This window comes from Embleya sp. NPDC020886, assembly GCF_044333915.1.
Taxonomy (GTDB): Bacteria; Actinomycetota; Actinomycetes; order Streptomycetales; family Streptomycetaceae; genus Embleya.
Genome location: NZ_JBIRRX010000010.1, coordinates 155,482 through 179,842 on the forward strand (window position 1 = coordinate 155,482; position 24,361 = coordinate 179,842).

A 24,361-nucleotide genomic window follows, 5' to 3' on the forward strand; every position below is an offset into this window, starting at 1 on the left:
GAATGAGTGCGGGTCGTTCCGGGTTTCTCATACCCCTGGGTGGTATGTATGAAAGATCGACGAAGGACGAGGAGGCGAGCGGGATGGAGTACGGCCGGACCGGACGGGACGAACATCCGGGCCACGCGGAGCCGGCGGGCGGCACGGGCCACCCGGATCGTGCCGGGCACCGGGGCCACGCGCAGCCGGCCGGGCCGGGTGGGCACGAGGGGCACGCGGGTCATCAGGGACACGGCGGGCACGCCGGTCACGGCGAGATGTTCCGCCGCAAGCTCCTGTGGAGCCTGCTGTTCTCCGTCCCCGTGCTGGTGCTGAGCCCGATGCTCGCGGACCTGCTCGGCTACCACGAGCCGTCGTTCCCGGGCTCGTCCTGGATCCCGCCGCTTCTGGGCACCCTCGTGTTCGGTTACGGCGGATGGCCGTTCCTGACCGGCGCCCGCGACGAACTCGCCGCGCGGCGGCCCGGAATGATGACGCTGATCGCGATGGCGATCACCGTCGCGTTCGTCGCCTCCTGGGCCTCGACGCTCGAACTCGCGTCGCACGAGCTGGACTTCTGGTGGGAACTGGTCCTGCTGGTCGACATCATGCTGCTCGGCCACTGGCTGGAGATGCGCGCCCTCGGCGCCGCCTCGGGAGCTCTGGACGCACTCGCGGCGCTGCTTCCCGACGAGGCGGAACGGGTGCGTCCGGACGGGGAGTTCGAGCGTGTTCCGGTGGCCGAATTGGAGACCGGCGATACCGTCCTGGTGCGTTCCGGGGCGCGCGTCCCGGCGGACGGCAGGATCACCGAAGGCGCGGCCGAGTTCGACGAGTCGATGATCACCGGTGAGTCCCGGTCGGTGCCGCGCGGCACGGGCGAGACCGTGGTGGCCGGTACGGTCGCGGTGGACAGTGCGGTACGGGTGCGGGTGACCGCGACCGGTGAGCGCACCCAACTCGCGGGCATTCGGCGGCTGGTCGCCGACGCGCAACAATCCCGGTCCCGGGCCCAGGCGTTGGCGGATCGGGCGGCGGCGCTGCTGTTCTACTACGCGGCCGGCGCCGCGGTCCTGACGCTGGTGGCGTGGTCGTTGCTCGGCGAGGGCGGGTCGGCGATCGAGCGCACCGTCACCGTGTTGGTGATCGCCTGCCCGCACGCGCTCGGGCTGGCCATCCCGTTGGTGATCGCGATCTCCACCGAATTGTCCGCGCGGCAGGGCATCCTGATCAAGGACCGGATCGCGCTGGAGCGCATGCGCGGTGTCGACGTCGTGTTGTTCGACAAGACCGGCACCCTCACGCGCGGGGCGCCGGCGGTGACCGGGGTCGCGGCGGCGCCCGGCCGGGACGAGACGATGGTGCTGCTGCTCGCGGGCGCGGCCGAGCGGGAGAGCGAACACCCGCTGGCCCGGGCGATCGTGCGGGCGGCCGGGGAACGCGGCAGGCCGGCCGCGGCGAGCGCGTTCCGGTCGATGACGGGCCGGGGCGTCGAGGCGGACGTGGCCGGCACCCGGGTGCGGGTCGGCGGGCCGGCGCTGTTGCGCGAGGCGGGCGTACCGGTACCGGACGAACTGTCGGCGACCGTCGGGGACTGGGTCGGGCGCGGCGCGGCGGTGCTGTACGTGCTGGCCGCCGACGAGGTCGCCGGTGCGCTCGCGCTGGAGGACGAGATCCGGCCCGAATCCCGCTCTGCGGTACAGGAGTTGCACGCGGCGGGGGTGCGCGTCGGGATGCTCACCGGGGATGCCCGACAGGTGGCCGAGTGGGTCGGGCGCGACCTCGGGGTGGACGAGATCTTCGCCGAGGTGCTGCCGGGCGACAAGGACGCCAAGGTCGCCGAGCTCCAGTCCCGCGGCCTGCGGGTGGCCATGGTCGGCGACGGCGTCAACGACGCGCCGGCGTTGGCCCGTGCCGATGTCGGCATCGCGATCGGCGCCGGCACCGACGTCGCGGTCCAGTCGGCGGGTGTGGTCCTGGCCTCGGACGACCCGCGCGCCGTGCTGGGCGTGCGTCGCCTGTCCACGGCCGTCTACCGCAAGATGCGGCAGAACCTGGTCTGGGCCGCGGGCTACAACATCGTCACCGTGCCGCTGGCCGCCGGCGTGCCGGCCCGGGCGGGTGTGGTCCTGCCGATGGAGGTCGGCGCCATCCTGATGAGCCTGTCCACGGTCGTGGTCGCCCTCAACGCCCAACTCCTGCGCCGCCTGGACCTGCGCCCGGAGGCGCTCGACACGCGGACGACGCCGGGCCGGGTCGACGCGCGGGATCGCGAGGAGTCGGCGACCCGGTAGGGAAGGCGCGGTGGACCCGGTACACGTCGGCGAGGACCGACGTGCACCGGGTCGTGTGGCCCGGGGGCGTCGGTCGGGTCAGTCGATGAAGCCGAAGGTCTGGCGCAGGACCGGCTTGCCGTCGGCGGTTGCACAGGGCGCGATGTACATTCCGCCGCCGTTGTAGTTCTGGTTCGGATCGGCTTCCAGGCACAGTCCGGTGGCGGGGTTGACCCACGCATTGGTGTTGATCGGGAACCAAGCCTGGGAGGTGCCGGAGTTGCAGTCCCACAGGCCGACCCGGGAATACGACAGGCCACCTATCGTGGTCAGACACTTGAACCCGGTGGTGCCGCCGGGCACGAGGCTGTACGCGGCGCTGCCGTTGTTCTGCGGGACGGCCAGCCAAAGCTGGTTATTGGGCGTCGTGTTGTCGGCGGGATTTCCGATGCACTGCCACTGCTGCACGATCCCACCGTTCGTGTTCATGGTGTTGGTATCGGCGTCCAGACATTTCCAGTTGGCTCCGATGAGCATCCGCGAGAAGTGATTCGGAATGACCATGGCGGACGCGGACTGGGGAATGGCGAACAGAACCATGCAGGCGGCGAGCACGCCTACGATCCTTTTGAGCATCTTCGGCCTCCATCGGGGGGCCCGTCGCCGTACCGGGGGTTCGGCGTTCGGGTGCCTCAGAGGATGGCTGTGGACGGGTGATCCCTCAAGGAAGCCGGTGGTCGGTGTGCCGGTATTCGGCCAGCGGTCGGCGTGGTCGGGACGGGGTAATTCCTGCCGACGCCGCTCCGATTTTTGATTTCTTTGTCCGGGTTACCACCGCTTTCGGATCCGACGGGTGGAGACGGACAGTGGATGTTTCCGGGAAGCAGGAATCGACCGGAAATAGAGCAGGGTGATTATCCATTGACACGTGTCAGTGTCGTGAGTGTACACCGGAATACCCGACATTCACTTGAGCCGTTTTCCTTCCGGCGGCTCGGCGCGGTTTATCCGATTTTCCGGGACTATGCGCACGCGGTCCAGGTGCCGCCGTCGGCGGCGGAACTGCGGATGGCGTCGAGCACCCGTTGGCCGGCCACGCCGTCGGCGAAGGTGGCGTGGCGGGGGGAGTCGGGGACGGGTTCGCCGTTGATCAGGGCCGCGAAGGTGGTGGCCAGGCGGGTGTACGGCGCACGGTCGATGCCCATCGAGTGGAGCAGGTCGTAGGCGGTGTGCATGAGGTCGGACGGGGGCGCGATCGGGTCCGGGTTGGCCAGGTCGGCGGGGGTCTCCACCCGACGGTCGCCGGCCGCGTCGGCGAGCCAGACGTCGTCGAACTCGACCCAGGCCGTGCCGTGGGTGCCGGCCACGCGTGTGGTGATCAGCGGCGGCCCGTAGATCCCGGCGGAGCTTTGCAGGGTGCCCTCGACGCCGGTCACCGTGCGAAAGCGGATGTTGAAGGTGTCCTCGGCGCTCTGCCCCGGCCGGTCGGCGACCAGCGGCAGGCCCGCGCTGACGCCCGCGAACTCGCCGAGCGTGTGCCGGATCTGGTCGATCCAGTGCGAGGCGTGCGCGCCCAGCCAGCCGCCGCCGTCCTCGGCCCGGCCCCACCACGCGGGTACCTCGGCGGCCGGTCCGGTCAGGACCGGGATGTGCAACAGCCAGGTGGCGAGCCGCGGTTCGCCGATCGCGCCGGTCGCGATCAGCCGCGCGAGCAGGGCCTGCGAGGACTGCCAGCGGAACTCGGTGCCCAGCATGTGTACGACGCCCGCCCGCTCGGCGGCGGCCAGCATGCGGGCAGCCTCGGTCGCATCGCTCGCGAACGGCTTCTCGCACACCACGTGCTTGCCCGCCGCGACCGCCGCGAGCACGATCTCCGCGTGCGTGTGCGGCGGCGTGGCCACGGTCACCGCGTCCACGCCGTCCAGCGCGAGCGTCGCGTCGAGATCGGTGAACGCGTACGGCACCTCGAACCGCTCGGCCCGCTCGGCGGTGCGCACCGGGTCGCGGCCGACCAGCGCCCGTACCTCGAAGCCCGCGTCCCGGAAGGCGGGCAGGTGCGTGATGCACCCGAAGCCGGTCCCCACGATCGCCACACCCAGCTTGTTCTGCGCCATGACGTCGTTCTCCTTCTTCGGGGCCTTCTGTGGGGCCGAAACGCGCCTACGGTAAGGGAAGCTGTCCAATTTCGCCATGACGCCACCGTGTGACGAAAGGCATCCGCCGGGGGTGGGCTCGGTGCGTGCCCGGCGGCCGTCGGCCCGTGGCGCGGCGGCGGTGATCCGGACTCTGCTTCGATGACCACGTGCCCCGCTCCCCGCCGGGTGCGCTTTCCACGCGAAGGGTGATACCGCGATGACCGAGACCCCCATCGACTCGCCGACCGGCCACGAGGCGCTCGACTTCGCCCGATCCGTGCTCGCCGCCCAGCCGTTCAGTCGGCTCGTCGGGGCCAGGGTCACCGAATTCGGCGCCGGCCGGGCCACCCTGGAGGTCGACGTCCGCGACGAACTCCGGCAACAGAACGGGTATCTGCACGGCGGCGTACTCGCCTACGCGGCCGACAACGCGATCACCTTCGCAGCCGGCAGCACGCTCGGCTCCGCCGTGCTGACCGGCAGCGTGTCCGTCCAGTACCTGCGGCCCGCACTCGGCGCCAGGCTGCGCGCCGAGGCCCGGATCGTGCACGCCGGTCGTCGGCAGGCGGTCTGCGACTGCGACCTGATCATGCTGGCCGACGACGGTACCGAGACGGTCTGCGCGATCGGCCGGGGCACGGTGCTGGTGGTCAACGGCGCCGCCGGCTGAGCGCGCGCCCACGGCCGCCCGTCCGCCGGCTCGAAGGGATGTCCTCGCGGACGGATGTCGCGTACCGTTGACTGCCGTCACGATGACAACAGGATGAGGTGCCGGCCATGCAGCTCCGTCCCTCCGCGCACGTCGACACGTTCTCCCGGGATCGGCTGCCGCCGGTCGACCAGTGGCCCGAGCTGATCTTCGAGCTGCCGGAACTGCACTATCCGGACCGGCTCAACTGCGCCGTGGCACTGCTCGACGACACCATCGCGCGACACGGGGCGCACCGGCGCTGCCTGCTCACCGCCGACGAGACCTGGACGTACGGCGACCTGCTCACCCGCGCCAACCAGGTGGCCCACGTGCTGACCGAGGACCTCGGCGTGGTGCCCGGCAACCGGGTCCTGCTGCGCGGCCCCAACAACCCCTGGTTGGTCGCGAGTTGGTTCGGCGCGCTGAAAGCCGGCGCGGTCGTGGTGACCACCATGCCGCTGCTGCGCGCGCACGAGCTCGACGCCGTCCACGAGATCGGCCGCCCCACTGCGGCACTGTGCGACCACCGCTTCACCGCCGAGCTCGCCGCGGCCGTGACCCCCGGCCTGCGCGTGCTCACCTACGGCGGGCCCGGCGCGGACACGCTGGCCGCCCGCTGCGCCACCAAGAGCACCGTGTTCGAGGCGGTGGACACCGCGTGCGACGACGTCGCGCTGATCGCGTTCACCTCCGGGACCACCGGTCGGCCCAAGGCCACCATGCACTTCCATCGGGACGTGCTCGCCATCGCCGACACGTTCTCCGCGCACGTCGTCCGCCCCGAGCCCAGCGACCTGTTCACCGGCACCCCACCACTGGGCTTCACCTTCGGCCTCGGCGGGCTGGTGGTGTTCCCGCTGCGCGCGGGCGCGGCCACGCTGCTCCTGGAGCGGGCCACCCCCGAGGAACTCGCCGCCGTGGTCGCCGAACGGCGGGTCACCGTACTGTTCACCGCGCCGACCGCCTACCGGGCCATCCTCGGCGCCGGGCTCGTCGACCTGCTCGCCGGCGTGCGGCGCTGCGTGTCCGCGGGCGAGGCGTTGCCGGTCGGCGTGTGGCAGGCGTACCGCGACACGATCGGGACGCGGATCATCGACGGCATCGGGGCGACCGAGATGTTGCACGTGTTCGTCTCCGCCGCCGACGACGCGATCCGCCCCGGGGCGACCGGGCTGCCGGTGCCGGGCCATCGGGCCGTGGTGCTCGGGCCGGACGGCAGGCCGGTCCCGGACGGTACGCCCGGACAACTCGCGGTCAAGGGCCCGACCGGCTGCCGATACCTCGACGACGCACGGCAGTTCGACTACGTGCGGGACGGCTGGAACATCACCGGCGACACCTACATCCGCGACGCCGACGGCTACCTCTGGTACCAGGCGCGCAGCGACGACATGATCGTCTCCTCCGGCTACAACATCGCCGGTCCCGAGGTGGAGGCGGTGCTGGGCACGCACCCGGACGTGGCCGAGTGCGGGGTGGTCGGTGCGGCCGACGAACGGCGCGGCATGGTGGTCAAGGCGTACGTGGTGCTGCGTCCCGGGGTGGTCGCGAACGAGGCGACGGCTCGGGTGCTCCAGGCGTTCGTGAAGCAGACCATGGCGCCGTACAAGTACCCGCGACTGGTCGAGTTCGTGTCCGAGTTGCCGCGCACCGACACGGGCAAGCTGCGGCGCGGCGAACTGCGTCGGCGTGCGGCCGAGGGCACGCCGGTCGCCGGGGTGGGACCGGCTCCCGGATAGGATCGCCGGCGACCCAGACTCCGCGAGGAAGGCGACCATGGCGGAGACCCCGGCCCGACCCAGCTCGTTGATCAACACCGTGTACGGCGCGTTCGTGCGCGATCTGGGCGGGTGGATCTCGATCGCCGACCTGATCGTGCTGATGGGCGAACTGGGCGTGGACGCGCCGGCGGTGCGGTCGGCGATCTCGCGACTGAAGAAGCGCGGCACGCTCACCCAGGAGCGGCGGGACGGCACCGGGTATCGGCTCAGTCCGGCGATGGAGTCGATCTTCGACGAGGGCGATCGGCGGATCTTCGGCAATCTGGAGCCGGCGCGGCTTGCGGACGGGTGGGTGCTGGCGATCTTCTCGGTGCCCGAGTCCGAGCGCGCGCATCGGCACCAACTGCGTTCGCGGTTGACCTGGCTGGGGTTCGGCAATGTGTCGCCGGGGGTGTGGATCGCGCCGGCGCGGCTGTTGGAGGACGCTCGGCGCACGCTCGTTCGGGTCGAACTGGCGGACTATGTACACCTGTTCACCGGGGATGCGGCGTTCGCGGAGCTGGGCGCGACGGTCGGGGACTGGTGGGACTTCGAGGCGATCGAGGAGCAGTACGCGCTGTTCACCGATGCGTATGGGCCGGTGGCGGCGGAGCTTGGGGCGCGGCCGGTGGTGGAGGCGGTCGACGCGTTTCGCACGTACGTGCCGATGTTGACGCAGTGGCGGCGGTTGCCGTACTTGGATCCGGGGCTGCCTGCGGAGTTGTTGCCGGCGGATTGGAACGCGGTGGGGGCTCGGCGGGTGTTTTTGGCCCTGCACTCGCTCCTTGCGGAGGGGGCGAAGGGGTTCGTTCGGGAGGTTGCGGGGTTGGCCTCGAGCGCGGGCCGGGGCTGAACTCGCCTCAAGCGCCGGCGGGGCTGTTTCGCCTCATGCGCCGGCGGGGCTGTTTCGCCTCATGCGCCGGCGGGGCTGGGTGGCCTCATGCGCCGGCGGGGCTGGGTTCGCCTCAAGCGCCGGCGGGGCTGTTTCGCCTCATGCGCCGGCGGGGCTGAGTGGCCTCATACGCCGGCCGGGCTGGGTTCGCCTCAAGCGCCGGCGGGGCTGAGTGGCCTCAAGTGCCGGCCGGGCTGGATTGGGCCCGGCCGGCGTTGGGTGTTGGGGTGGGTCAGGGGAGGGTTTTGGTGAGCCAGCGGAAGACGTCGGGGACCATTCGGCGCCAGACGTCGGTGCCGTGGCCGCCGCCGGAGATTTCGGCGAGGGTTATCGCGGTGGGGGGCTTGGCCGCTGCCTTGAGGGCTTGGGCGTCGCCGTAGCCGTCGCCCTTTTCGCCGGCGAGGTAGAGGGAGGTCTTGGGCGGCTGGGGGGCGTTCTTGAGGATGGTGAGGGGGTTGGCGGAGACGCGCAGGGCCGGGTCCTTCGAGGTGACCGAGTCGGCTTCGCCCTTGGGGTCGTTGTAGCCGGACAGGCTCACGCCCGCGCCGTAGCGGTCGGGGTGCAGCAGGGCCATCCGGACCGCGCAGTGGCCGCCGGCGGAGTAGCCCGCGATGGCCCAGTGCTTGGGGTCGGACTCGGCGCGGAAGTTGTCGATCACCATGCGCCGTACGTCGCCGGAGATCCAGGTGTCCGCGTTGGCCTTGCCCGGCACGTCCGCGCAGCCGGTGTCCTCGTTGCCCGCGAGCAGCTTGGTCCGGGGCGAGACCAGGATGAACGGCGCCACCTCGCCCTTGGTCATCAGGCTCTTGAGCTGGCTGTTGACGTCCAGCGTGCCGAACCATGCCTTGGCCGAACCCGGGTAGCCGGGCAGCAGTTCGACCACGGGGAACTTCTTGTCCGCGAACGCCGGGTCCTTGTACTGCGGCGGCAGCCACACGTAGACCTCGGCCTCGACGGCCGACTGCGGGCCCTTGAGCGTGGTCTGCTGTACGCCGTCGCCCATCTTGCCGTCCGACGCGGGCTCGAACTTGCTGGTCAGCTTGTGCTCGGGCGCCGGCGGCGGCGCCGGCTCGCGGGCCTCGGTCACGTGGCTGCCGCCGGTGCCCAGGAAGTCGTCCCAGGTGTCGTAGAGGCTGTTCGCGTTGTTGACCATCACGAAGACCATCAGGATGGCCGTGGCCTGGCAGGTGACCAGCATGAACAGCCGGGCGACGGCTCTGACCGGCTTCGGTCCGGGAATGCGGTTCCAGGCGACCATGGCCAGTGCGAGCGCCGCGATGGCGAGCACGATGGTCGTTATATAGAAGGGAGTACCGGTCAGGCTCACTGTGGTCTTCCAGGGGGATTCAGCGACGGTCCGGACACGGTCAGTCGGCGGTGGGCGGGGACATGTGCCGGCCGAGCCAGCCGAGCAGGTCCGGGAGCATCTTCTTGAAATGCGACGTGAGGTGCCTGCCGGCGGGTTGCTCGTAGTACTCGATGCGTACCGGCGGCGCGGCCTTCGCGACGAACGCCTTGACCAGCCGCACCTCGGCCGCATCCCCGCCGCCTGCGGTCGCGAGCACGTCGATGTCGGCCTTGCCCGCCGCGATCAGCTTCTCCGGGCTGTTGGCCAGCCGTTCGGCCTCGTAGCCCTTCCACAGTGGGGAGTCCGGGTTGAAGTAGCCGTCGATCGGCACCGCGACCTTGAACCGATCCGGGTGCTGCAGGGCGAGCTTGACGCTGCAGAACGCGCCGGTGGACGCGCCCATCACGCCCCAACCGGCGGGATCACGCAGCGTGCGGAAGTTGGCCTTGACCAGGTCGGGGATGTCCTGCGACATCCAGGTGCCCATCTTGGGCTGCCCCGGGATGTCACTGCATTCGAGGCTGCGCTTCTCGTCCTTCTCCAGGTTCTGCACCGGCATCACCATGATGAACGGATGGCTGGTGCCGGCCCGGGACTGGCGGACGGCCTCCTGCTGGATCGGCAACTGGTTGTCGGTCCAGGTGTTGTAGCCGTTGCTCTGGCCGCCGGCGTAGAGCGTGAGCACCGGGAAGCCGTGCTTCGCGAACGCCGGGTCGTTGTACTCCGGGGGCAGCCACACCCACACCTTGCCGGTGACACCCGACTTGGGACCGGTGTACGAGGTCATCAGGATCGGCCCGACCGAGGTGGTCGTGGCGGTCGTGAAGTTCGTGGCGGGGCCGGTCGGCGCGACCACCTTGCTCGGCGCGGTGGGCTTGGCGGGTGGGCTCGCCGCGGTGCCGGAGTGTGTCGGCGCCGCCGTGGACTTGGCGTTTTCGGCCGTCGTATCGCCCGGCGAGCCACACGCGGCCGCGGTCACCGCGACGAGTACGGCACCGAGCAGCGCCGTCGCTCGACGGCGGCGTGCGGAAAGGGGGTTCAAGGGAAGAGCTCCGGCAGGCGTCAGGGGGTGCTGTTGACAAAAACGACCTTAACCGGACATCGAAACGGTCACTCGACGGCTCTGTAACAGCCGTCCATCGATCGGCGGGACGAAAACAGCGTTTTCGTGATTTTACCGTGACCGGGTCACCCCTTCGGTCGAGCCACGAGTGACATTCGGCGGCGGCGAGGGTACCGGCGAGAACGCCGTCGGCCGAAGACAGGAGTCGCCCCTTGTCCCTCACCGCACCCGTTCCGCGGCCCCCCTCTCCCGAGTCGAGTCCGGGTTCGAGGTCGGGGCCGATTCCGCGTACGCACGGACTTCGTGCGACGGCCGTCGTGGCCGTCGTGATGATGTTCGTGATCGCGATTCCCTATCTGCTCAACCGCTCCCTCGTCGGTGCCGCGCCGGTGCGCGCCGGCCAGGTGGTCACGCTGGGCACCTTCCGCTACCGGCCGGCGCCCGACTGGCAGATCGATCGGGGCGCCTCGCAGCGCGATCTGGTCAGTGTGTTGGTCAAGGGCGCGACCACCTATCGGCTGACGCCGCTGGGTCGGCAGTCGTCGGCGGTGGGCGCGTTCAAGGCGGCGGCGCGTCGTTACGAGGCGACCGGGCGCGGGCGGATCGGTGGCGATCCGGCCTCGGTGAGCACCGCGCGCGGGCTGACCGGGCTGGTCGCGCCGATCAGCGGAAACACCGTGGCCGGCACGCTCACCGTGCTGGTCGCCGGCGGCCAGGGCCTGGGGATCTCGCTCACCGCCCGGCACACCGCGCCGCTCACCGCGGAGATCGCCGACGACGTGGTGACCATGCTGGACTCGGTGGAGGTGGTCGACTCGTGAGCGTCGCTCCGCTGACCGATCGCCGGGGCCGTCGAGACGCGGGCAGCATCGTGCAGCCCACGCGCGCGGCCTTTTGGCTGTACCCGATCGTGCTCGGGCTCGGCGCCGCGAGCGTGGTGCCCAACTTCATCCGGCTGTCCTCGGCCGCGCCCTCCGGCGCGATCGTCCTGAGCGTGGTGGTCCACACGTTGTGGCTGATCCCGGCGCTCGCGGTGATCACCCACCTGGACCTGTTCGAGCGCGAGCCGCCGGCGTTCTGCGTGGCCGCGGTGCTCTGGGGCGGCGTGGTGGCGACCGGTTTCGCGCTTGTGGCCAACGACAACGTGCTCAGCTATCTGGCCAAGCTGGACCCGAAGTTCGCCACCGACTGGGGCGCCTCGATCTCGGCGCCGGTGGTCGAGGAGACGCTCAAGCTGCTCGGTGTGGTGGTGCTGATCCTGATCAACCGCCGGGTCTTCGAGAGTGTGCTCGACGGATTCGTCTTCGGTGCGCTGGTCGGTCTCGGATTCCAGGTGGTCGAGAACATCATGTACGCGCTGAACGCCGCGATCCAGGCGGGCGAGACCTGGACCGGCGGGATCATGGCCAGCTTCTTCGTGCGTGCCGTCGTCAACGGGTTGTGGAGCCACGCGGCGTTCACCGCGATGACCGGCGCGGGCGTGGCGTACGTGCTGGTCGGCGTGCGGCGGCCGCTCGCGGTTCGGCTCGCGGCGGCCGGCGCGCTGTACACGGTGGCGTGGGGCCTGCACTTCGTGAACAACTCGCCGCTGCCGGAGATCGTGCTGGGGCGCACCGACTGGTACCTGACCATCGTGCAGATCGTGCTCAACGGGCTGGTCGTGCTCGCCGTCGCGAGCTTCGTCTACCGGTGCGCGGCCCGGCAGGAGTATCGCTGGTTCGCGCAGGCGGTCGGCGACGAGCCGGAGCTGTTGCCGCTGCGCGAACTCGCCGCGCTCGCCTCGAACAAGACCCGCAAGATGGCGGTGGAGGCGGCCCGGCGCGAACACGGCCGCAAGGCGGCCTGGGCGCAGAGCCGATTGCAGCGCGCCCAGTTGGGCTACGGCGTCGCGCTGGCCCGCTCCGCCGATCCGGCCACCGACCCCGGGGTGGCCCGCTGGCACCGCCGGATCGACCGGGCGCGGGCCCAGGTGCGGGCCGCCGACACGGAACCGCCCGAGTCGCCGGGCGCGCCGACGCAGCACGCGAGGGTGCGTTCCGAGTTGCCGGAAGTGCCGTAGTCGCCGGTCGTGGGCGGCCTCGACGGGCCTGGGCGGGGAGGCGGCCGGTCCGGTCGGCTCCGGGGCGGCGCCGGCGCGGCGGCCCGGAGTCGATCCGGATGCAGTCGGTCAGCGACAGGTGCGCGAGTCCGGCGCGGTACGCCGGTTCGCCTGTCGGGGCCATTCGGTGTCCTGCGCCCACGCGCTCTCTTCGAGATCGGTGAGCCGGTCCTGGCGCAGCAGGTCCCTGGGTGCGGTGCTGAGGTCACGACGACCGAGCGAACGCGCCACCAGGAGCACGGTCAGGCCGAGCAGACACACGGACACGGCGAGCACGACGAGTCCATCCACGGTGCTCCTCCCTACCTATGCCTATCTATAGGGCAGTTGCCCCTCCATCGTCGCGTGCGAAGCCGACATTGTGAACCCGAGCCGGATGAACACCGGGCGACATGTCGGGTCGCGTCGTCACCGGGCATCCGGGGACTCGGTGTCGGCCATGATCCGGCGTTGTCGCTCGGTTCCCGTATCGAAGAACGCGTCCAGGTACTCGGTTGGTTCCAGGGGACTGTCCCGGGCCAGCGAGAAGACCTCCATGCCGTGTCCGACCTGCGCGTCGAACAGCCGGAACGCCTGTGCGAGACCCAGGTATTCGGCGTCGTTCACATCGCGGGCGTATTCGAGCGCGTCGGCCTCGGCCAGCGCGATGGCCTCGGCGAGGCTGCCGGCGTGCCACAACGTGATGCGTTCCTCGTAGATGTCCGGCTGATGATGGAACAGGCAGCGGACGGAGTGCCAGGCGGGATCCTCGGTGTGTGTCGGGGTGTCAGACGATTCGGTCACGCGGCCGAGTGTGCCGGCGCCCGGTCACGGGTTCGGCACGGTTGCCCTTCGGGAGCGGTACGCCGGCGCTCGCGCCGGTCTGGGCCCATCACGCGTTCGCGCCGCACGCCCTCGGACACCCCGCCCGCCGTCCACGTCCTCGGGGCGAAATGAATTGGGCGGGCGCCGACGGCCCGGTGACAATGGCCGGGTGAGCGCACCGATCGAGGCGATGGACCGCAATCTCGCCGAGCACGCCTGTCACCTGCATCGGGTGACCCCCGGGATGCGGGTATACGAGGACGATCACGTGCTCGTCGCGGACAGCGGCCTGACGCACGACACGTACAACATCGTCGCGGGCGCGCGGCTGACCGAACGCACGGTGGGGCCGGCCGTCGAGCGCACGGTGCACCGGGTCGCGGCGACCGGGCGGCCGTTCTCGTGGTGGGTCACCCAGGGGTCGCGGCCGACGGATCTGGCCGAGCGCCTGGTGGCGTACGGCCTGCCGGTCGCCGAGCAGGAGGTGGCGATGTGGACGCGGTGGAGTCGGAGCACCGGTGCCGAGATCGTGCCGCCGGACGGGTTCCGGATCGAGCGGGTGCGCACGCGCGCCGGGCTGCTCGACTTCGCCGAGGTGCTCGCCGCGCTCTGGACACCGTCCGCGCGGGACGTCGTACGGTTCGCCGAACTGACCGCACAGGCCGCGCTCGAATCCGCCGCGCGCTACCTGGTGGGATATGCGCACGGGCGGCCGGTGGCCACCGCCGAGGTGTTCCTGCACGCCGGCGTCGCGGGTGTGTACAACATCGCGACGCTCGCCGCGCATCGCCGGCGCGGGTACGGCGCGGCCCTGACCCGTGCCGCGTTGGACGCGGCGGTCGACGAGGGCCATCCCGTCGCGGTGTTGCAGGCCTCGGCGGTGGGTGAGCCCGTGTACCGGAAGCTGGGCTTCGAGGTACTCGGGCCGGTCACCGAGCATGCGATCGCGCGTTCCGACGGCGGGTCGAACGCGGGGGTCGGGCAGGCTACTTGAGCAGCTCCGGGTGCAGCGCCTCGACCATCCGGCGCATGCCGTCCCGCCAGTTCACGGTGGTGCGGCCGGTGATCGCGTGCATCCGGGTCAGGTCCAGCGTGACCGAGTCGATGGTTGCGTCGGTGGGGTTGAACTCGGGTGTGACGCCGGTGAGTTCGGCCAGGTAGCCGCACCACTCCTCGATGCTCACCGGATCGCTGCCACCCCAGTTGACAGTGCACACCTCGGGCGTGGCCGCCGCGAGCAGCGCGGGGAGCGTGCCGGCGATGTCGTCCACGTGGATCGGGTGGTAGATGCTCGGCGCGTTGGTGTGCACGTCGATCGGGGCGCCGCCGAGCATCATCTCCAGGTGGATCCCGGGCCAGCCGCCGTTGTCGCCGTACGGGACCGACAGGCGCGCGATCGTGGTCGGCAGCGCGAAGCGGCGCGCACCCCAGCGGGCGGCGCCCTCGGCCGCGATCTTGCAGATGCTGTACGTCTCCAGGAACGACCACACGCCGTGGTTGTCGCCCAGGGACGCGCTCTCGGCGAGCTCCTTGTGGCCGGCGGGCTGGTACACGGCCGTGGAGGAGCAGTGCAGGAACGCGCGGGCGGCCTGGTGGTGTTCCATCAGGGACAGGACGCCGCCGGCGTTGGCGTCCAGGTCGATGTTCCAGTCGCCGTTCTTGGCGACGGCGAAGTTGATCACGTAGTCGGCGTCGGCGGGAAGTGCCGCGACGTCGCCGGCGGCCAGGTCGATCTTGACGCAGGTGACGCCTGCGGCCTCCAGGCGGGCTCGGGCCTCGTCGTCCTGGAAGCGGGCCGCGCCGTATACGTCGTTGTCGCGGGCGAGGATCTTGGCGACCGGTTCGGCGACTTGGCCGGTGGCTCCGGTGACGACGATTTTGGCGCCGGTCAGGGGCGGTGTCATGGGTCCTCCGTGCAGTTCGCTGCGCTTTGCTTGTGGGATGGGTTCGGTGGCGTTCGGGTTTTTGTCCTCAGGCGCCGGACGGGCTGGATTGGCCTGGGTCGGTTGTCCTCAAACGCCGGACGGGCTGTGGGGGTGGGTGGGTCGGGGTGTCCTGCGGACGGCCTGTCCTCAAGCGCCGGACGGACTGGAAGGGTTGGGGTTCGGGTGGTTCGGTGGGCGTTTGGGGTGTCCTGCGGACGGCCTGTCGTCGAGTGCCGGGCGGGCTGGTTTCGGGGGTGGCTTGTTCTCAAGCGTCGGAGGGGGTTGAGGGTTGGGTTGGATTGCGGGTGTGTGGGGGTGTTCCTTGGGCGGGTGTTTTTGGGTGTTGGGTGGGCTGGTGGGTTGGGGTGTGGGCGCACGTTAGTGGAGGTTGGGGTTGGGGGGAAGGGGAGCGCGGAGGGGGTTTGTCGGGTGGGGGCGGGGATGGAACGGGAGGTGGTGGTTGGGCGTCTTGGGGGGTGGGGGAGCTGCGGTTGGGGGCGGTTGTGGGGTTGATGGGGAGTTGTCGGTTGTGCGGGGCGTCGGTGGCCGATGCGTGGCATGGGTATTGCGAAGGGGTGTTGTGCGGGGCGGATCTGGCCGGGCAGCGGGTGGGGGATTCGGGGCTTGCGGTGCAGGTCGGGTTCGAGCGGGCGCGGGTGGCTGCGGTGCTCGGGGAGGTGGTCGAGGGGCGGCTGGTGGTGCGTAATCGTGGGGGCGTGGCGGAGTGGTTTCGGGGGCGGGTGTTCGACCCGGAGCGGGTCGTGGTGGTGGAGCCGGAGCCTGGTGTGCCGATCGGGCCGGGGGCGCAGGTGGTGTGGACGGTGCGCTACCGGGTGCCGTGCGAGGTGGGGGCGGGGTTGCTGTATCACGCGGCGGTGCGGGCCGAGGCGGTGCGGGATCGGCGGGTGGGGGCGGCGGCGGTGCTCGACGTGCGGATTCGGGGTGGCACGGACCGGGTCGATCGGACCGACGGAGGTGACCGGGTCGACCGGACCGATGGGATTGACCGGGGCGGTCGGACCGACGGGGTCGGCCGGGTCGAACGGACCGACGGGGCTGGTCGGGGAGTCGACCGGGTCGACGTCAGTGGGTCCAGTCGGGGGCGTGTCGGGCCACCAGGTGTTGCCATGCGGGCACGCCGCCCTTGAGGGGCCAGGCTCGGGTCAGGCCGTAGCCGGCGCGGAGGCGGAAGAGGTCTCGGGCGAGTTGCCGGCCGGCGTCGCGTACCGCGTTGCTCGCGGCGACCTCGGGGACATCGGCGATCGCGGCCATGCGGCGCTCGTAGCCGTCCACCGGACCGGCCACGTACACGTCGTGTTCCGTCGGGCGGGAGAGCACCAACAGCGGTGGTACCCGGCCCTCGGCGAGCGACGCGGCCAGGCGGTCGTGGCCGTCCAGGACCAGGTGCGTCTGGAGCATGCTGACCCACCACACCAGGACCGGTGGCAGCGAGCCGTCCCGGACCTGCTTGCGATACGCCTTGACCCGCCCGTCCTCGGCCGACGCGAGCGGGTGCAGCGGCAGGATCTCCCAGTAGTGGTAGGTGTGCGCGTTGAAGTCGATGCGCCCCTCGGGCCACGAAGGCAGGGTCGGCGCGGCGAACTCCGGGAAGCGCAGCCGGGTGCGATCGATGTCCCGCGACAACACCCACGTGCCGCCGTACAGCGGCCCGTTCCGGCTCAGCTCGTCCGCCATGCGGTGAGCCCAACGGGGGTACCAGGCCGGGTCGTTCACCGTGCCCACGGCGCGTGCCTCGGCGGCCCGCAGCGGGGCGAGCGGGGAGCGGTACGGGGTGGGGCAGCGGTAGTCCACGCCGTACCACTCGGGGTCGACCTCGGCGAGGAGCAGTGGGGCCGGTGTCGGGAGCGGTGAGGGTGCGTACGCTTCGGGGCCGCTTTCGGCGGAGGTGTCGATCAGGACGAATCTGCGGTTGTGCGCCGCCAGCAGGCGCAGCGACGGTCGCGCCGACTCCGGGACGTCCAGGCGCAACGCGTCCCAGTCACCGCCCGGCCGGGTGAGATTCGTGCGATCCATCCGGTGATCCTAGAGCCGCAGGGCGATCAGGCCGGCAACATGTCCGGAATGAAGGCATCGCTGTGGTTCACCTGGACCCTGTCGGGTTCCGGTTGGGCCGACTGCACCATCGCCGACCATTCGGGCGAGGCGCAGTTGCTCGTCTCCTACATCACCTACGCGCCCGAGGAACTGATCGGCGCGGTCACCCGGCTCGCGCTCGGCGAGGCGGGTGACCACAAGGTGATGTTCGAGGCCGAGCCGAACGGCTATCTGTGGCACCTGAGTCCGGACGGCGACGCGGTGGACATCCGGATCGTCGAATACGCCGACGCGTCCGTGCGCACCCGGCCCGGCGACGTGTTGTGGGAGGCGCGCCACCCGATCGAGATGCTCGCGCGCAGCGTGCTGCGCGGGTTCGACCGGGTGGACGGCGACCTGGGCGAGGACGGTTGGTACGCCGACTGGCGGCGGCCGTTCCCGCGCCGCGAGTTGGAAGCGCTGCGGATGGCGTGGCGCAAGCTGGGGATGTGAGCGGGCGCGGGTGTGCGTCGGCTCCGGACCGGAACGGCAACTGCCGTGCTCGGAGCGCCACTTCGGGATCGGCCGACCGTGCCGCGAACTGCCCGGGCGACCTTCGGGGATCAACGACGCACCCTGGGGCCATCGGGGTGTCCGGGAGATCGATTTTCGGCGTGCCGGGGTGTCGGGCGGGTCCGTGGTGCGACGCTTGGAGGCATGACGGCACCTCGTGATCCATCCACTCCGGACGTGACCATCCATACCGGCGGCGCCCTGTGGCCCACGCCGGGGCAGTTGCGGGCCGAACTGCCGGACGGGGCAAGGGAGGAGTTCGAGGACGAGTACGGCCGGGCGCTGGACTACGCGCGCGACGCGGGGGATCTGGCCCAGCTCGCGAACGTGCTGATCCCGTGGCAGCGGCGGCTCGTGCACCACCGCAACGGGGACTACGAGGCCGTGTTGGAACGGGCCCGACGGATTCGGGACGGCGACCTGTCGGGGGTCGTCCCGACGCCGCGCACGGACCGGTTGTTCCGGGCGCACCGGTGAACTATGGGGTCGAGTATCACGTCGAGGCCGAGGCGATCCGGCGCACCCTGCCGGCCGCCGCCCGCCGCGCCTGGGCCGAACTGGAGCGACGACTGCGCAAGGACCCGTGGAATGCCGGCGCGCGGATGAGCGGCGGTCTCAAGGACACCCTGGAGGCGGCGTTCGCGGCGCACGGCTTCGCGACGTACATCGTGCAGGAGAACCGGGTGATGGTGAGCGTGATCAACCTGGTGTGGATCGGCTGAGCGCGGTGCGGGGTTCGCGGCGACCCGGGTGGGTTCGGCTCAGTCGGTGGTGAGGGTGAAGTGGTGGGTGGGGAAGGTCAGCGGGATGTCGGCCGGGCCGCTGGGGCAGACCGCGTGCAGGGTGCCGGTCGGGGTCAGGTCGAGCGTGCCGGTACGGAAGGATCGGGGCACCTGGAACGCGAGTTCGACCGAGGCGAGATAGGGATTCGGCTGCGGGGAGGCGTTCAGGACCGGGACGCGGCGGCCGTCCGGGAGGCGGAGCACCACCTCGTCGGCGAGCTTTTGGCCGTAACCGAAGGTGCAGTCCGCCGGGCCCGAGCCGGTGGAGTCGGCGGCCGGGGGGCGTAGTCGGGCGTACAGGCCGATCAGTACGAACCGCGCACCCTGCGGGGCGGTGCCGACCTGCGGTAGCTGATCGGTGACCCTGGGCGGTTCGGGCGTGGTGCCGACCCCCACGGCCAACTCCAGGGCGAGCGGCCGGCCCTGCCACGAGGTGGTGGCCGAGACGACACCGTCGGAATAGCCGGTGATCCGGCGATCCGGGGCCGCGGCCGCGGTGTCGCCGCAGGCCGCGCAGCAGGCGGCGGCGAGCAGGGCGAGGACGATCGGCGGTACCGCGCCGCGCCGCACGGACACGCTTCGCCGTGGCCTGGGCACGTACTCGCCTCCTTGCTCCCGGTTGCCGCGTCCATGCAATCAGGGGTTCGGTCGGGGGGACACCTTTGCGCGCGGATCGGCGGGAAGTCCCTCACCACCGACGAGGCCGGCCGGGCGTACCGACCAATCCTGCCCGGTCCGGCTGTGGGCGGGGCGTCGGGACGGTGGATTCCGGGTGTCATATCGTCTGGAAATCGTCGGCCACAGCGCCGCCGGAACGGGAACGGGAGAACGAACGATGACGGAGCACGACGTGTTGGCCCAACGGTTCGAGGAGAACCGGAGCCACCTGCGGGCGGTGGCGTACCGCATGCTCGGCTCGTTCAGCGAGGCCGAGGACGCGGTACAGGAGACCTGGTTGCGGCTGGACCGCTCCGACATCGGCGATGTGCACAACCTCGGCGGCTGGTTGACCACCGTGGTCGGTCGGGTGTGTCTGGACATGCTGCGCTCGCGCAAGTCCCGGCGCGAGGACATGTGGGACACCCACGTACCGGACCCGATCGTCTCCCGGGCGGAGGGAGCCGACCCCGAGGAACTCGCGGTACTGGCCGACTCGGTCGGGCTGGCGATGCTGGTCGTGCTGGACACGCTCCCGCCCGCCGAACGATTGGCCTTCGTCCTGCACGACATGTTCGCGATGCCGTTCGACGACATCGCACCGATCGTGGACAAGTCGACCGCGGCGACCCGGCAACTCGCCAGTCGGGCCCGGCGCAAGGTCCAGGGGGCCGCACCCGAGCCGGACCTGCCCCGGCAGCGCCGGATGGTGGACGCCTTCCTCGCCGCCTCCCGGGGCGGCGACTTCCAGGCCCTGCTGGACCTGCTGGACCCCGACGTCCTGCTCCGCGCCGACACCGGTGGCGGCCCGATCGGTGTGTCGCAACTGGTCCGCGGCGCCCGTGCGGTGGTCGAGCAGGCGCTGAGCTTCGCCCGCTTCGCGCAGTACGCCCGGCCGGTGTTGATCAACGGGGCGCCGGGCCTGTTGAACGCGCCGGGGGGCCACCCGTTCGGGGTGATGGACTTCACCATCGTGGGCGACCGGATCGTCGAGATCAACATCCTGGCCGACCCCACCCGCCTGGCCCGGCCCGAGATCCAGGAGCTGGCGGGTCCGCGCGGTCCGGTCGACCCGGAGCTGGGCGGGCTGCTGGGGCTGCCCACGGACTGAACCGTCCGGGCGCCGTCGACGGCCCGACTCCGTTGTGGGTCGGGTCAGTTCGACGGCCCTGCGGTGTTCCCGTCGTTCGCGGTGCCCGGGGTGATCAGACCGCTCTCGTAGGCGAACACCACCGCCTGGGCGCGGTCGCGCAGGTCGAGCCTGCCCAGGATGTGGCTCACATGGGTCTTCACCGTCTGCTCGGCGAGCACGAGATGGGCGGCGATCTCACTGTTGGAGCGGCCCTGGGCGATCAACCCGAGCACCTCGGTCTCGCGCGGGGTGAGGGCGCCCAGGCGGGTCGAATTCGCCCGGGTGATCGGCCGGTTGCGGGCGAAGTCGGCGATCAGCCGACGGGTGATCGAGGGCGCGAGCAACGCGTCGCCGGCCGCGACGATCCGGACCGCGGCGATCAGGTCGGCCGGCGAGGCGTCCTTGAGCAGGAAGCCGCTCGCCCCCGCGCGCAGCGCCTCGTAGACGTAGTCGTCGATGTCGAACGTGGTCAGCATCAACACCTTCGGTGCCGGGGCCGACCCGCCCGGTCCGCCGAGCAGTTCGCGGGTCGCGGCCAGCCCGTCCAGGATCGGCATCCGGACGTCCATCAGGACCACGTCGGGCCGGGCCACCCGGGTCAGCCGCACGGCCTCGCGGCCGTCGGCCGCCTCGCCGACCACTTCCAGGTCCGGTTGGGCGGCGAGCAGCGCGGCGAAGCCGGCGCGGATCATCGCCTGGTCGTCGGCGATCACTACGGTGGTCATGCCGCTCCGGGGGTGGTCGGGGCCGGCGTGGTGTCGGCCGGCGGTAGGGGAAGCATGGCAGCGACCCGGAAGCCACCGTCGGGCAGCGCCTCGGTGTGCAACTCGCCGGCCAGCATCGCGACCCGCTCGCGCATGCCGATCAGACCGTGGCCGGTGCCGGCCGCCGCGGCGGCGGACGTTTGCAGGTGCGGCTCGACGGGGCGGCCGAGAGCCTTTGCGGCCCCCGGAGTTCCCGAAGCCCCCGCGGGTTCGGCCGCTTCGGGCGCGGAGTTCACGACGGTGATTCGCAGCGCCGCGGCGTCCCCGGTCACGTGGACCCGTACCGTGGCGCCCCGGGCGTGCCGGACCACGTTGCTCAGCGACTCCTGGACCAGCCGGTACGCGGACAGTTGTACGCCCACCGGGACCCGGTCGGGTGCGGGCACGGTGTCCGCGACGGACAGGTGCGCGTCGAGGCCGGCCCGGTGCGCGGTCTCGATCAGGACCGGCAGCTCGGCCAGGCCCGGTTGCGGGCTGTGCTCGGTGTCGGCGTCCGTGTCCCGGCGCAGCACGTGCAGCAGCCGGCGCATCTCGGTGAGCGAACGGCGCGCCTCGGCCGCGATCGAGGCGAACTCGTCGACGGCGGCGGGCGGCAGGTCGGCGATCCGATAGGGCGCGCTGTCCGCCTGCACGGTGATCACCGACATGTGGTGGGCCACCACGTCGTGCAACTCGCGGGCGATCCTGGTGCGTTCCTCCAGGAGGGTACGCCGGGCGTGCTCGGCCTGGCTGATCTCCTCGACCACGACCAGTCGGCGCTGGGCGGCGCTTCGGCCGCCGATCGCCTCGGCGGTGAGCGGGGCCAGCGCGGACAGGATCGTCACCGGCAGCAGCGCGTCCAATTGCACCGGGCCGCGCGACAACACCAGGGCCGTACCGGCCGCGATCAGGATCAGCCACAACGCGACCGACACGCGCCGCGGCGCCCGCAGCGCGATCACCGACAGCACCACGACCAGGGACCACACCGAGGTGACCGCCCACGGCCAGGGCTCGGAGTCGGACACCGGATGGGTCGGCAGCGCCGTCGCGATCGCCGCGGCCAGCGCCAACCACCAGGCGGCCAACGGGCGATACCGGCACAGCAGGATCGGGGCAGCGCGGGCGATGGCGGCGATCGTCGCGCCGGCGCCGGATACGTCGTAGTGCTGGTACAGGTCGAGCCACCCGGCCACCGCGCCCGCCAACGCGAGCACGAACAACACCCGGGTGCTGCGGCGGCCGGGCGGCAGCGCGGCCACCGAGCCCGGCGACACCGTCTCGCGCAGCGTGGCCACCAGGGTCGACGGTCGAACGATCTTCACGGTTGGTGATGGTATGCCCGAGTGGGCCGGTCGGTCGGACTCGGCGACGGCGGTGTGCACGGCGACCTCCGGTTCAGGCCGGCGAGGCGAACGTGCGGCGGGCGAGCCCGGCCTGCACGTCGGTGAGCGCCTTGATCAGACACAGGCACACCGCGAGGAAGGCGAGCCCGCCGATCGCGTGCACGGCCCAGACCCCGGCCAGGGTCGGCCCGCCCCACGCGTGGTGATAGTCGGTGTCGCCGTACCAGATCGGGTAGGTCAGGTTGCGCAGCGTGTTGCCGTACGCGTAGCCGGCCAGGATCAGCGTCGGGATGCCCAGTGCGGCGTCCGGCAGGCTGTGGCCGAGCACCCGCAGCGCACCCGGGCCGGCCCCGGCGGTCGCGTCGGCCGGCCCCGAATCCAGAAAGCGCCGGGCCGCCGTGAGTCGCAGTCGGGCCGCGCGGGAGGACCGACCGGTGAGCACCAGGCCGATGCTCAGCAGGCCCAGCGGCAGCGCGATCAGTGCGTACACCGAGCGGCGGGCGGCCTCGCGCGGCGAACTCGGCACGCATCGGCGCAGTGCGCGAGGGACGCGACCGGCATGAGAGCGAGTGGGGGTGGGGCGGGCGGCGGTGAGCGTCATGGCGAGGTCCTTGGGGTGTGCCCCCGAGTACGCGGCGCGGGTTGTTCGGTACTCGGGTGTGGTGCTCGGCGCCGGGGACGGCGTCGTGTTTCCCAAGGTAGGAGGCGGGGCGGCGGTGGACATCACACCGCGGCGCCAACCCCGAAGTGATACCGGGGTAGGGGGTCGGCGTGCCGGAACGACGAGGCCGCCGGGTCGCGGACGACCCGGCGGCCTCGGCCGATGCGGGAATTCGGGGCCTCGGGACGGTGGCCGAGGTCCGCCGGTCAGGACGAGGGCGTGTGCGCCTCGGCATCCTTCTTGGCGTAGTGCTCGCGCTCGCGTCGGTCCGCGCGCAGGATGCCGCGGATCACGAAGGTGAAGCCGACCGCGACCACGAGGAAAGGGGTGAGTTCGGCGAAGGCGCCGAGGGCGTTCAACACGATGACTCCCAAAGGTGGTGCAGCCGTACGACCGTGCCACCGGCCGAACCGGTCGCACGAACCGCAGACGGCCCGCTCCGCCGTTCGTCCTCCGAGCGGCGCCACCACAGTACCGCCCACGCCGATGTCGACCGCCGGCGACCACGGGTCGGCGGCGCCGGTGCTTGACTGGCGCCCATGTCCCTGGATCTGATCGTCGTCTATACGTCCCGACTCGGCGCGTGCCGTGACTTCTACGGGTCGCTCGGTCTCGACCTGGTCCGGGAACGCCACGGGACCGGTCCCGAGCACTACGCGGCGACGCTCGCCGACGGCGTCGTGGTGGAGCTGTATCCGGCGCGGCCCGATCGGCTCACCGGCTATCTGCGGCTCGGCCTGACCCTGGAGACCTCGCCGCTCGGGCCGGGCCGGCACCGGTCGACCGACCCGGACGGGCGGCACGTGGAGGTCGTGGTGCGGGCCGGGTGATCGGTCGGCGAAGCGGCGGATCGACCGCGGTCGGTGCTGCGCGGGCGGTCGGCGCGGTCAGCGCGGGCCGCCGGCGGCTTCGGCGAAGCGGCGGAGGTCCTCGACGTGGGCGCCCCAGCCGTCGCGGTGGGCGGCGGCCAGGTTCGGGCCGTCCGGGAGGCGGTTCCAGCCGGTCTCGCGGACCCGGAGCTGGGTGCCGGGGCGGGCCCGGGTCAGCTCGATGGTCACCGTCGTGGACGCCGCCCAGTCGTCGTCGGCCCAGGTGAACCGCAACATCCGACACGGGTCGAGCGCCTCGACGCGGCCGGTGGTCAGGCGGGCCTCGCCGTTCGCCCCGCTCCAGCGCTCGGACAGCCGACCGTGCACCCGCGCGTCCAGATCCAGGTAGCTCCACCACGACGCGCGCGTGTCCGCGTCCACGAGGGCGCGCCAGACCGCCTCGGCAGGCGCGGCGATCACGACACTGACCTCGACGAGCGGTTCACGGACCATGCATCAACGGTAGATCTCGCGAACGCCCACGTCAGCCCGCCAACGGTTCGCGAAAGGTCCGCTGAAGGTCAAGTTTGCGCCGTCAGTGCGCCGTGTGCGCCGCCGCGGCCGGAAAGTGCCGTCGGAGTGTGGACGGTGCCGAA

At 71.5% G+C, this 24,361-nt stretch carries 26 protein-coding genes; 12 read left to right on the forward strand and 14 right to left on the reverse strand.

What is annotated here, in order from left to right:
• Positions 1 to 83: 83 nt before the first annotated feature.
• Positions 84 to 2,273, forward strand: coding sequence for a copper-translocating P-type ATPase (locus ACH4U8_RS30875; protein ID WP_395781611.1), 2,190 nt, complete (start codon positions 84 to 86; stop codon positions 2,271 to 2,273).
• Between the two features lie 78 nt (positions 2,274 to 2,351).
• Here the strand turns inward: ACH4U8_RS30875 and ACH4U8_RS30880 are convergent, their stop codons facing one another.
• Positions 2,352 to 2,888 (reverse strand): RICIN domain-containing protein, encoded by a 537-nt coding sequence (locus ACH4U8_RS30880; protein ID WP_395781613.1) that lies wholly within the window; start codon positions 2,886 to 2,888, stop codon positions 2,352 to 2,354.
• A gap of 386 nt (positions 2,889 to 3,274) precedes the next feature.
• The gene (locus ACH4U8_RS30885) at positions 3,275 to 4,366 is read right to left on the reverse strand and encodes a Gfo/Idh/MocA family protein (RefSeq protein WP_395781615.1); all 1,092 of its coding nucleotides are present in this window, start codon (positions 4,364 to 4,366) and stop codon (positions 3,275 to 3,277) included.
• 238 nt (positions 4,367 to 4,604) lie between these two features.
• Here ACH4U8_RS30885 and ACH4U8_RS30890 point away from each other — a divergent pair, with 238 nt between their 5' ends.
• The 3 genes from ACH4U8_RS30890 to ACH4U8_RS30900 all read left to right on the forward strand — a co-directional run bounded on the left by ACH4U8_RS30890 (position 4,605) and on the right by ACH4U8_RS30900 (position 7,691).
• Positions 4,605 to 5,057: a PaaI family thioesterase gene (locus ACH4U8_RS30890; protein WP_395781617.1), complete on the forward strand. Its 453-nt coding sequence runs from the start codon at positions 4,605 to 4,607 to the stop codon at positions 5,055 to 5,057.
• Between the two features lie 107 nt (positions 5,058 to 5,164).
• Positions 5,165 to 6,817: an AMP-binding protein gene (locus ACH4U8_RS30895; protein ID WP_395781619.1), complete on the forward strand. Its 1,653-nt coding sequence runs from the start codon at positions 5,165 to 5,167 to the stop codon at positions 6,815 to 6,817.
• Between the two features lie 37 nt (positions 6,818 to 6,854).
• Complete coding sequence (locus tag ACH4U8_RS30900; RefSeq protein ID WP_360319613.1) at positions 6,855 to 7,691, forward strand: PaaX family transcriptional regulator C-terminal domain-containing protein; 837 nt, start codon at positions 6,855 to 6,857, stop codon at positions 7,689 to 7,691.
• Between the two features lie 271 nt (positions 7,692 to 7,962).
• Here ACH4U8_RS30900 and ACH4U8_RS30905 read toward each other — a convergent pair whose 3' ends face one another.
• Both ACH4U8_RS30905 and ACH4U8_RS30910 read right to left on the reverse strand, forming a co-directional pair.
• Entirely contained in the window at positions 7,963 to 9,057 is a 1,095-nt protein-coding gene (locus tag ACH4U8_RS30905; RefSeq protein ID WP_360319615.1) for an alpha/beta hydrolase-fold protein, read from the reverse strand.
• A 40-nt stretch (positions 9,058 to 9,097) separates the two neighbouring features.
• Complete coding sequence (locus ACH4U8_RS30910; protein WP_360319617.1) at positions 9,098 to 10,120, reverse strand: alpha/beta hydrolase-fold protein; 1,023 nt, start codon at positions 10,118 to 10,120, stop codon at positions 9,098 to 9,100.
• 338 nt (positions 10,121 to 10,458) lie between these two features.
• Here ACH4U8_RS30910 and ACH4U8_RS30915 point away from each other — a divergent pair, with 338 nt between their 5' ends.
• Both ACH4U8_RS30915 and ACH4U8_RS30920 read left to right on the forward strand, forming a co-directional pair.
• Positions 10,459 to 10,962: a hypothetical protein gene (locus ACH4U8_RS30915; protein WP_395781621.1), complete on the forward strand. Its 504-nt coding sequence runs from the start codon at positions 10,459 to 10,461 to the stop codon at positions 10,960 to 10,962.
• Positions 10,959 to 12,200, forward strand: coding sequence for a PrsW family intramembrane metalloprotease (locus ACH4U8_RS30920; RefSeq protein ID WP_395781623.1), 1,242 nt, complete (start codon positions 10,959 to 10,961; stop codon positions 12,198 to 12,200). Before ACH4U8_RS30915 ends, ACH4U8_RS30920 begins: the two co-directional genes overlap by 4 nt.
• Before the next feature lie 108 nt (positions 12,201 to 12,308).
• Here ACH4U8_RS30920 and ACH4U8_RS30925 read toward each other — a convergent pair whose 3' ends face one another.
• Both ACH4U8_RS30925 and ACH4U8_RS30930 read right to left on the reverse strand, forming a co-directional pair.
• The gene (locus tag ACH4U8_RS30925; protein WP_360319623.1) at positions 12,309 to 12,530 is read right to left on the reverse strand and encodes a hypothetical protein; all 222 of its coding nucleotides are present in this window, start codon (positions 12,528 to 12,530) and stop codon (positions 12,309 to 12,311) included.
• A gap of 117 nt (positions 12,531 to 12,647) precedes the next feature.
• Complete coding sequence (locus tag ACH4U8_RS30930) at positions 12,648 to 13,022, reverse strand: hypothetical protein (protein ID WP_360319625.1); 375 nt, start codon at positions 13,020 to 13,022, stop codon at positions 12,648 to 12,650.
• A 211-nt stretch (positions 13,023 to 13,233) separates the two neighbouring features.
• Between ACH4U8_RS30930 and ACH4U8_RS30935 the strand changes: the two genes are divergently transcribed.
• Positions 13,234 to 14,037: a GNAT family N-acetyltransferase gene (locus tag ACH4U8_RS30935; RefSeq protein ID WP_360319715.1), complete on the forward strand. Its 804-nt coding sequence runs from the start codon at positions 13,234 to 13,236 to the stop codon at positions 14,035 to 14,037.
• Here the strand turns inward: ACH4U8_RS30935 and ACH4U8_RS30940 are convergent.
• Together ACH4U8_RS30940 and ACH4U8_RS30945 are read right to left on the reverse strand one after the other, a co-directional pair.
• The gene (locus tag ACH4U8_RS30940) at positions 14,030 to 14,947 is read right to left on the reverse strand and encodes an NAD-dependent epimerase/dehydratase family protein (protein ID WP_379990436.1); all 918 of its coding nucleotides are present in this window, start codon (positions 14,945 to 14,947) and stop codon (positions 14,030 to 14,032) included. The two genes, ACH4U8_RS30935 and ACH4U8_RS30940, sit on opposite strands and share 8 nt — an antisense overlap.
• A 1,104-nt stretch (positions 14,948 to 16,051) precedes the next feature.
• Positions 16,052 to 17,002 carry a hypothetical protein gene (locus tag ACH4U8_RS30945; RefSeq protein WP_395781625.1) on the reverse strand — a complete coding sequence of 317 codons (951 nt, stop codon included), beginning with the start codon at positions 17,000 to 17,002 and terminating at the stop codon, positions 16,052 to 16,054.
• Positions 17,003 to 17,005: 3 nt separating this feature from the next.
• Here ACH4U8_RS30945 and ACH4U8_RS30950 point away from each other — a divergent pair, with 3 nt between their 5' ends.
• From ACH4U8_RS30950 to ACH4U8_RS30960, 3 genes are all read left to right on the forward strand, one after another.
• On the forward strand, positions 17,006 to 17,515 hold the full coding sequence (locus tag ACH4U8_RS30950) for a hypothetical protein (RefSeq protein ID WP_360319631.1): 510 nt from the start codon (positions 17,006 to 17,008) through the stop codon (positions 17,513 to 17,515).
• 237 nt (positions 17,516 to 17,752) lie between these two features.
• Complete coding sequence (locus ACH4U8_RS30955; RefSeq protein ID WP_360319633.1) at positions 17,753 to 18,052, forward strand: DUF6247 family protein; 300 nt, start codon at positions 17,753 to 17,755, stop codon at positions 18,050 to 18,052.
• On the forward strand, positions 18,049 to 18,297 hold the full coding sequence (locus ACH4U8_RS30960) for a hypothetical protein (RefSeq protein ID WP_395781627.1): 249 nt from the start codon (positions 18,049 to 18,051) through the stop codon (positions 18,295 to 18,297). Before ACH4U8_RS30955 ends, ACH4U8_RS30960 begins: the two co-directional genes overlap by 4 nt.
• Positions 18,298 to 18,336: 39 nt before the next feature.
• On the opposite strand, the gene ACH4U8_RS30965 is transcribed toward ACH4U8_RS30960, so the two are convergent.
• A complete protein-coding gene (locus ACH4U8_RS30965; protein ID WP_395781629.1) occupies positions 18,337 to 18,954 on the reverse strand; it encodes a hypothetical protein in 618 nt (205 codons plus the stop codon).
• Positions 18,955 to 19,192: 238 nt separating this feature from the next.
• Here ACH4U8_RS30965 and ACH4U8_RS30970 point away from each other — a divergent pair, with 238 nt between their 5' ends.
• Positions 19,193 to 20,125 carry a sigma-70 family RNA polymerase sigma factor gene (locus tag ACH4U8_RS30970; protein WP_360319639.1) on the forward strand — a complete coding sequence of 311 codons (933 nt, stop codon included), beginning with the start codon at positions 19,193 to 19,195 and terminating at the stop codon, positions 20,123 to 20,125.
• Between the two features lie 44 nt (positions 20,126 to 20,169).
• On the opposite strand, the gene ACH4U8_RS30975 is transcribed toward ACH4U8_RS30970, so the two are convergent.
• From ACH4U8_RS30975 to ACH4U8_RS30990, 4 genes are all read right to left on the reverse strand, one after another.
• On the reverse strand, positions 20,170 to 20,871 hold the full coding sequence (locus tag ACH4U8_RS30975; RefSeq protein WP_360319641.1) for a response regulator transcription factor: 702 nt from the start codon (positions 20,869 to 20,871) through the stop codon (positions 20,170 to 20,172).
• A complete protein-coding gene (locus ACH4U8_RS30980; protein WP_395781631.1) occupies positions 20,868 to 22,214 on the reverse strand; it encodes a sensor histidine kinase in 1,347 nt (448 codons plus the stop codon). The genes ACH4U8_RS30975 and ACH4U8_RS30980 overlap by 4 nt, the downstream gene beginning before the upstream one ends.
• 73 nt (positions 22,215 to 22,287) lie before the next feature.
• Positions 22,288 to 22,836 (reverse strand): hypothetical protein, encoded by a 549-nt coding sequence (locus ACH4U8_RS30985; protein WP_360319645.1) that lies wholly within the window; start codon positions 22,834 to 22,836, stop codon positions 22,288 to 22,290.
• A gap of 266 nt (positions 22,837 to 23,102) precedes the next feature.
• A complete protein-coding gene (locus tag ACH4U8_RS30990; protein WP_360319647.1) occupies positions 23,103 to 23,258 on the reverse strand; it encodes a hypothetical protein in 156 nt (51 codons plus the stop codon).
• 177 nt (positions 23,259 to 23,435) lie between these two features.
• On the opposite strand from ACH4U8_RS30990, the gene ACH4U8_RS30995 reads away from it, so the two are divergent.
• Positions 23,436 to 23,726, forward strand: coding sequence for a VOC family protein (locus ACH4U8_RS30995; protein WP_379988716.1), 291 nt, complete (start codon positions 23,436 to 23,438; stop codon positions 23,724 to 23,726).
• A gap of 57 nt (positions 23,727 to 23,783) precedes the next feature.
• Here ACH4U8_RS30995 and ACH4U8_RS31000 read toward each other — a convergent pair whose 3' ends face one another.
• Positions 23,784 to 24,218: an SRPBCC domain-containing protein gene (locus ACH4U8_RS31000; protein ID WP_360319651.1), complete on the reverse strand. Its 435-nt coding sequence runs from the start codon at positions 24,216 to 24,218 to the stop codon at positions 23,784 to 23,786.
• Positions 24,219 to 24,361: the final 143 nt, after the last annotated feature.

Coding starts and splice junctions, on each gene's coding strand:
- ACH4U8_RS30875 (WP_395781611.1), top strand. CDS start 84: ATGGAGTACGGCCGGACCGGACGGGACGAACATCCGGGCCACGCGGAG.
- ACH4U8_RS30880 (WP_395781613.1), bottom strand. CDS start 2,888: ATGCTCAAAAGGATCGTAGGCGTGCTCGCCGCCTGCATGGTTCTGTTC.
- ACH4U8_RS30885 (WP_395781615.1), bottom strand. CDS start 4,366: ATGGCGCAGAACAAGCTGGGTGTGGCGATCGTGGGGACCGGCTTCGGG.
- ACH4U8_RS30890 (WP_395781617.1), top strand. CDS start 4,605: ATGACCGAGACCCCCATCGACTCGCCGACCGGCCACGAGGCGCTCGAC.
- ACH4U8_RS30895 (WP_395781619.1), top strand. CDS start 5,165: ATGCAGCTCCGTCCCTCCGCGCACGTCGACACGTTCTCCCGGGATCGG.
- ACH4U8_RS30900 (WP_360319613.1), top strand. CDS start 6,855: ATGGCGGAGACCCCGGCCCGACCCAGCTCGTTGATCAACACCGTGTAC.
- ACH4U8_RS30935 (WP_360319715.1), top strand. CDS start 13,234: ATGGACCGCAATCTCGCCGAGCACGCCTGTCACCTGCATCGGGTGACC.
- ACH4U8_RS30940 (WP_379990436.1), bottom strand. CDS start 14,947: ATGACACCGCCCCTGACCGGCGCCAAAATCGTCGTCACCGGAGCCACC.
- ACH4U8_RS30945 (WP_395781625.1), bottom strand. CDS start 17,002: ATGGATCGCACGAATCTCACCCGGCCGGGCGGTGACTGGGACGCGTTG.
- ACH4U8_RS30970 (WP_360319639.1), top strand. CDS start 19,193: ATGACGGAGCACGACGTGTTGGCCCAACGGTTCGAGGAGAACCGGAGC.
- ACH4U8_RS30975 (WP_360319641.1), bottom strand. CDS start 20,871: ATGACCACCGTAGTGATCGCCGACGACCAGGCGATGATCCGCGCCGGC.
- ACH4U8_RS30985 (WP_360319645.1), bottom strand. CDS start 22,836: ATGACGCTCACCGCCGCCCGCCCCACCCCCACTCGCTCTCATGCCGGT.
- ACH4U8_RS30995 (WP_379988716.1), top strand. CDS start 23,436: ATGTCCCTGGATCTGATCGTCGTCTATACGTCCCGACTCGGCGCGTGC.
- ACH4U8_RS31000 (WP_360319651.1), bottom strand. CDS start 24,218: ATGGTCCGTGAACCGCTCGTCGAGGTCAGTGTCGTGATCGCCGCGCCT.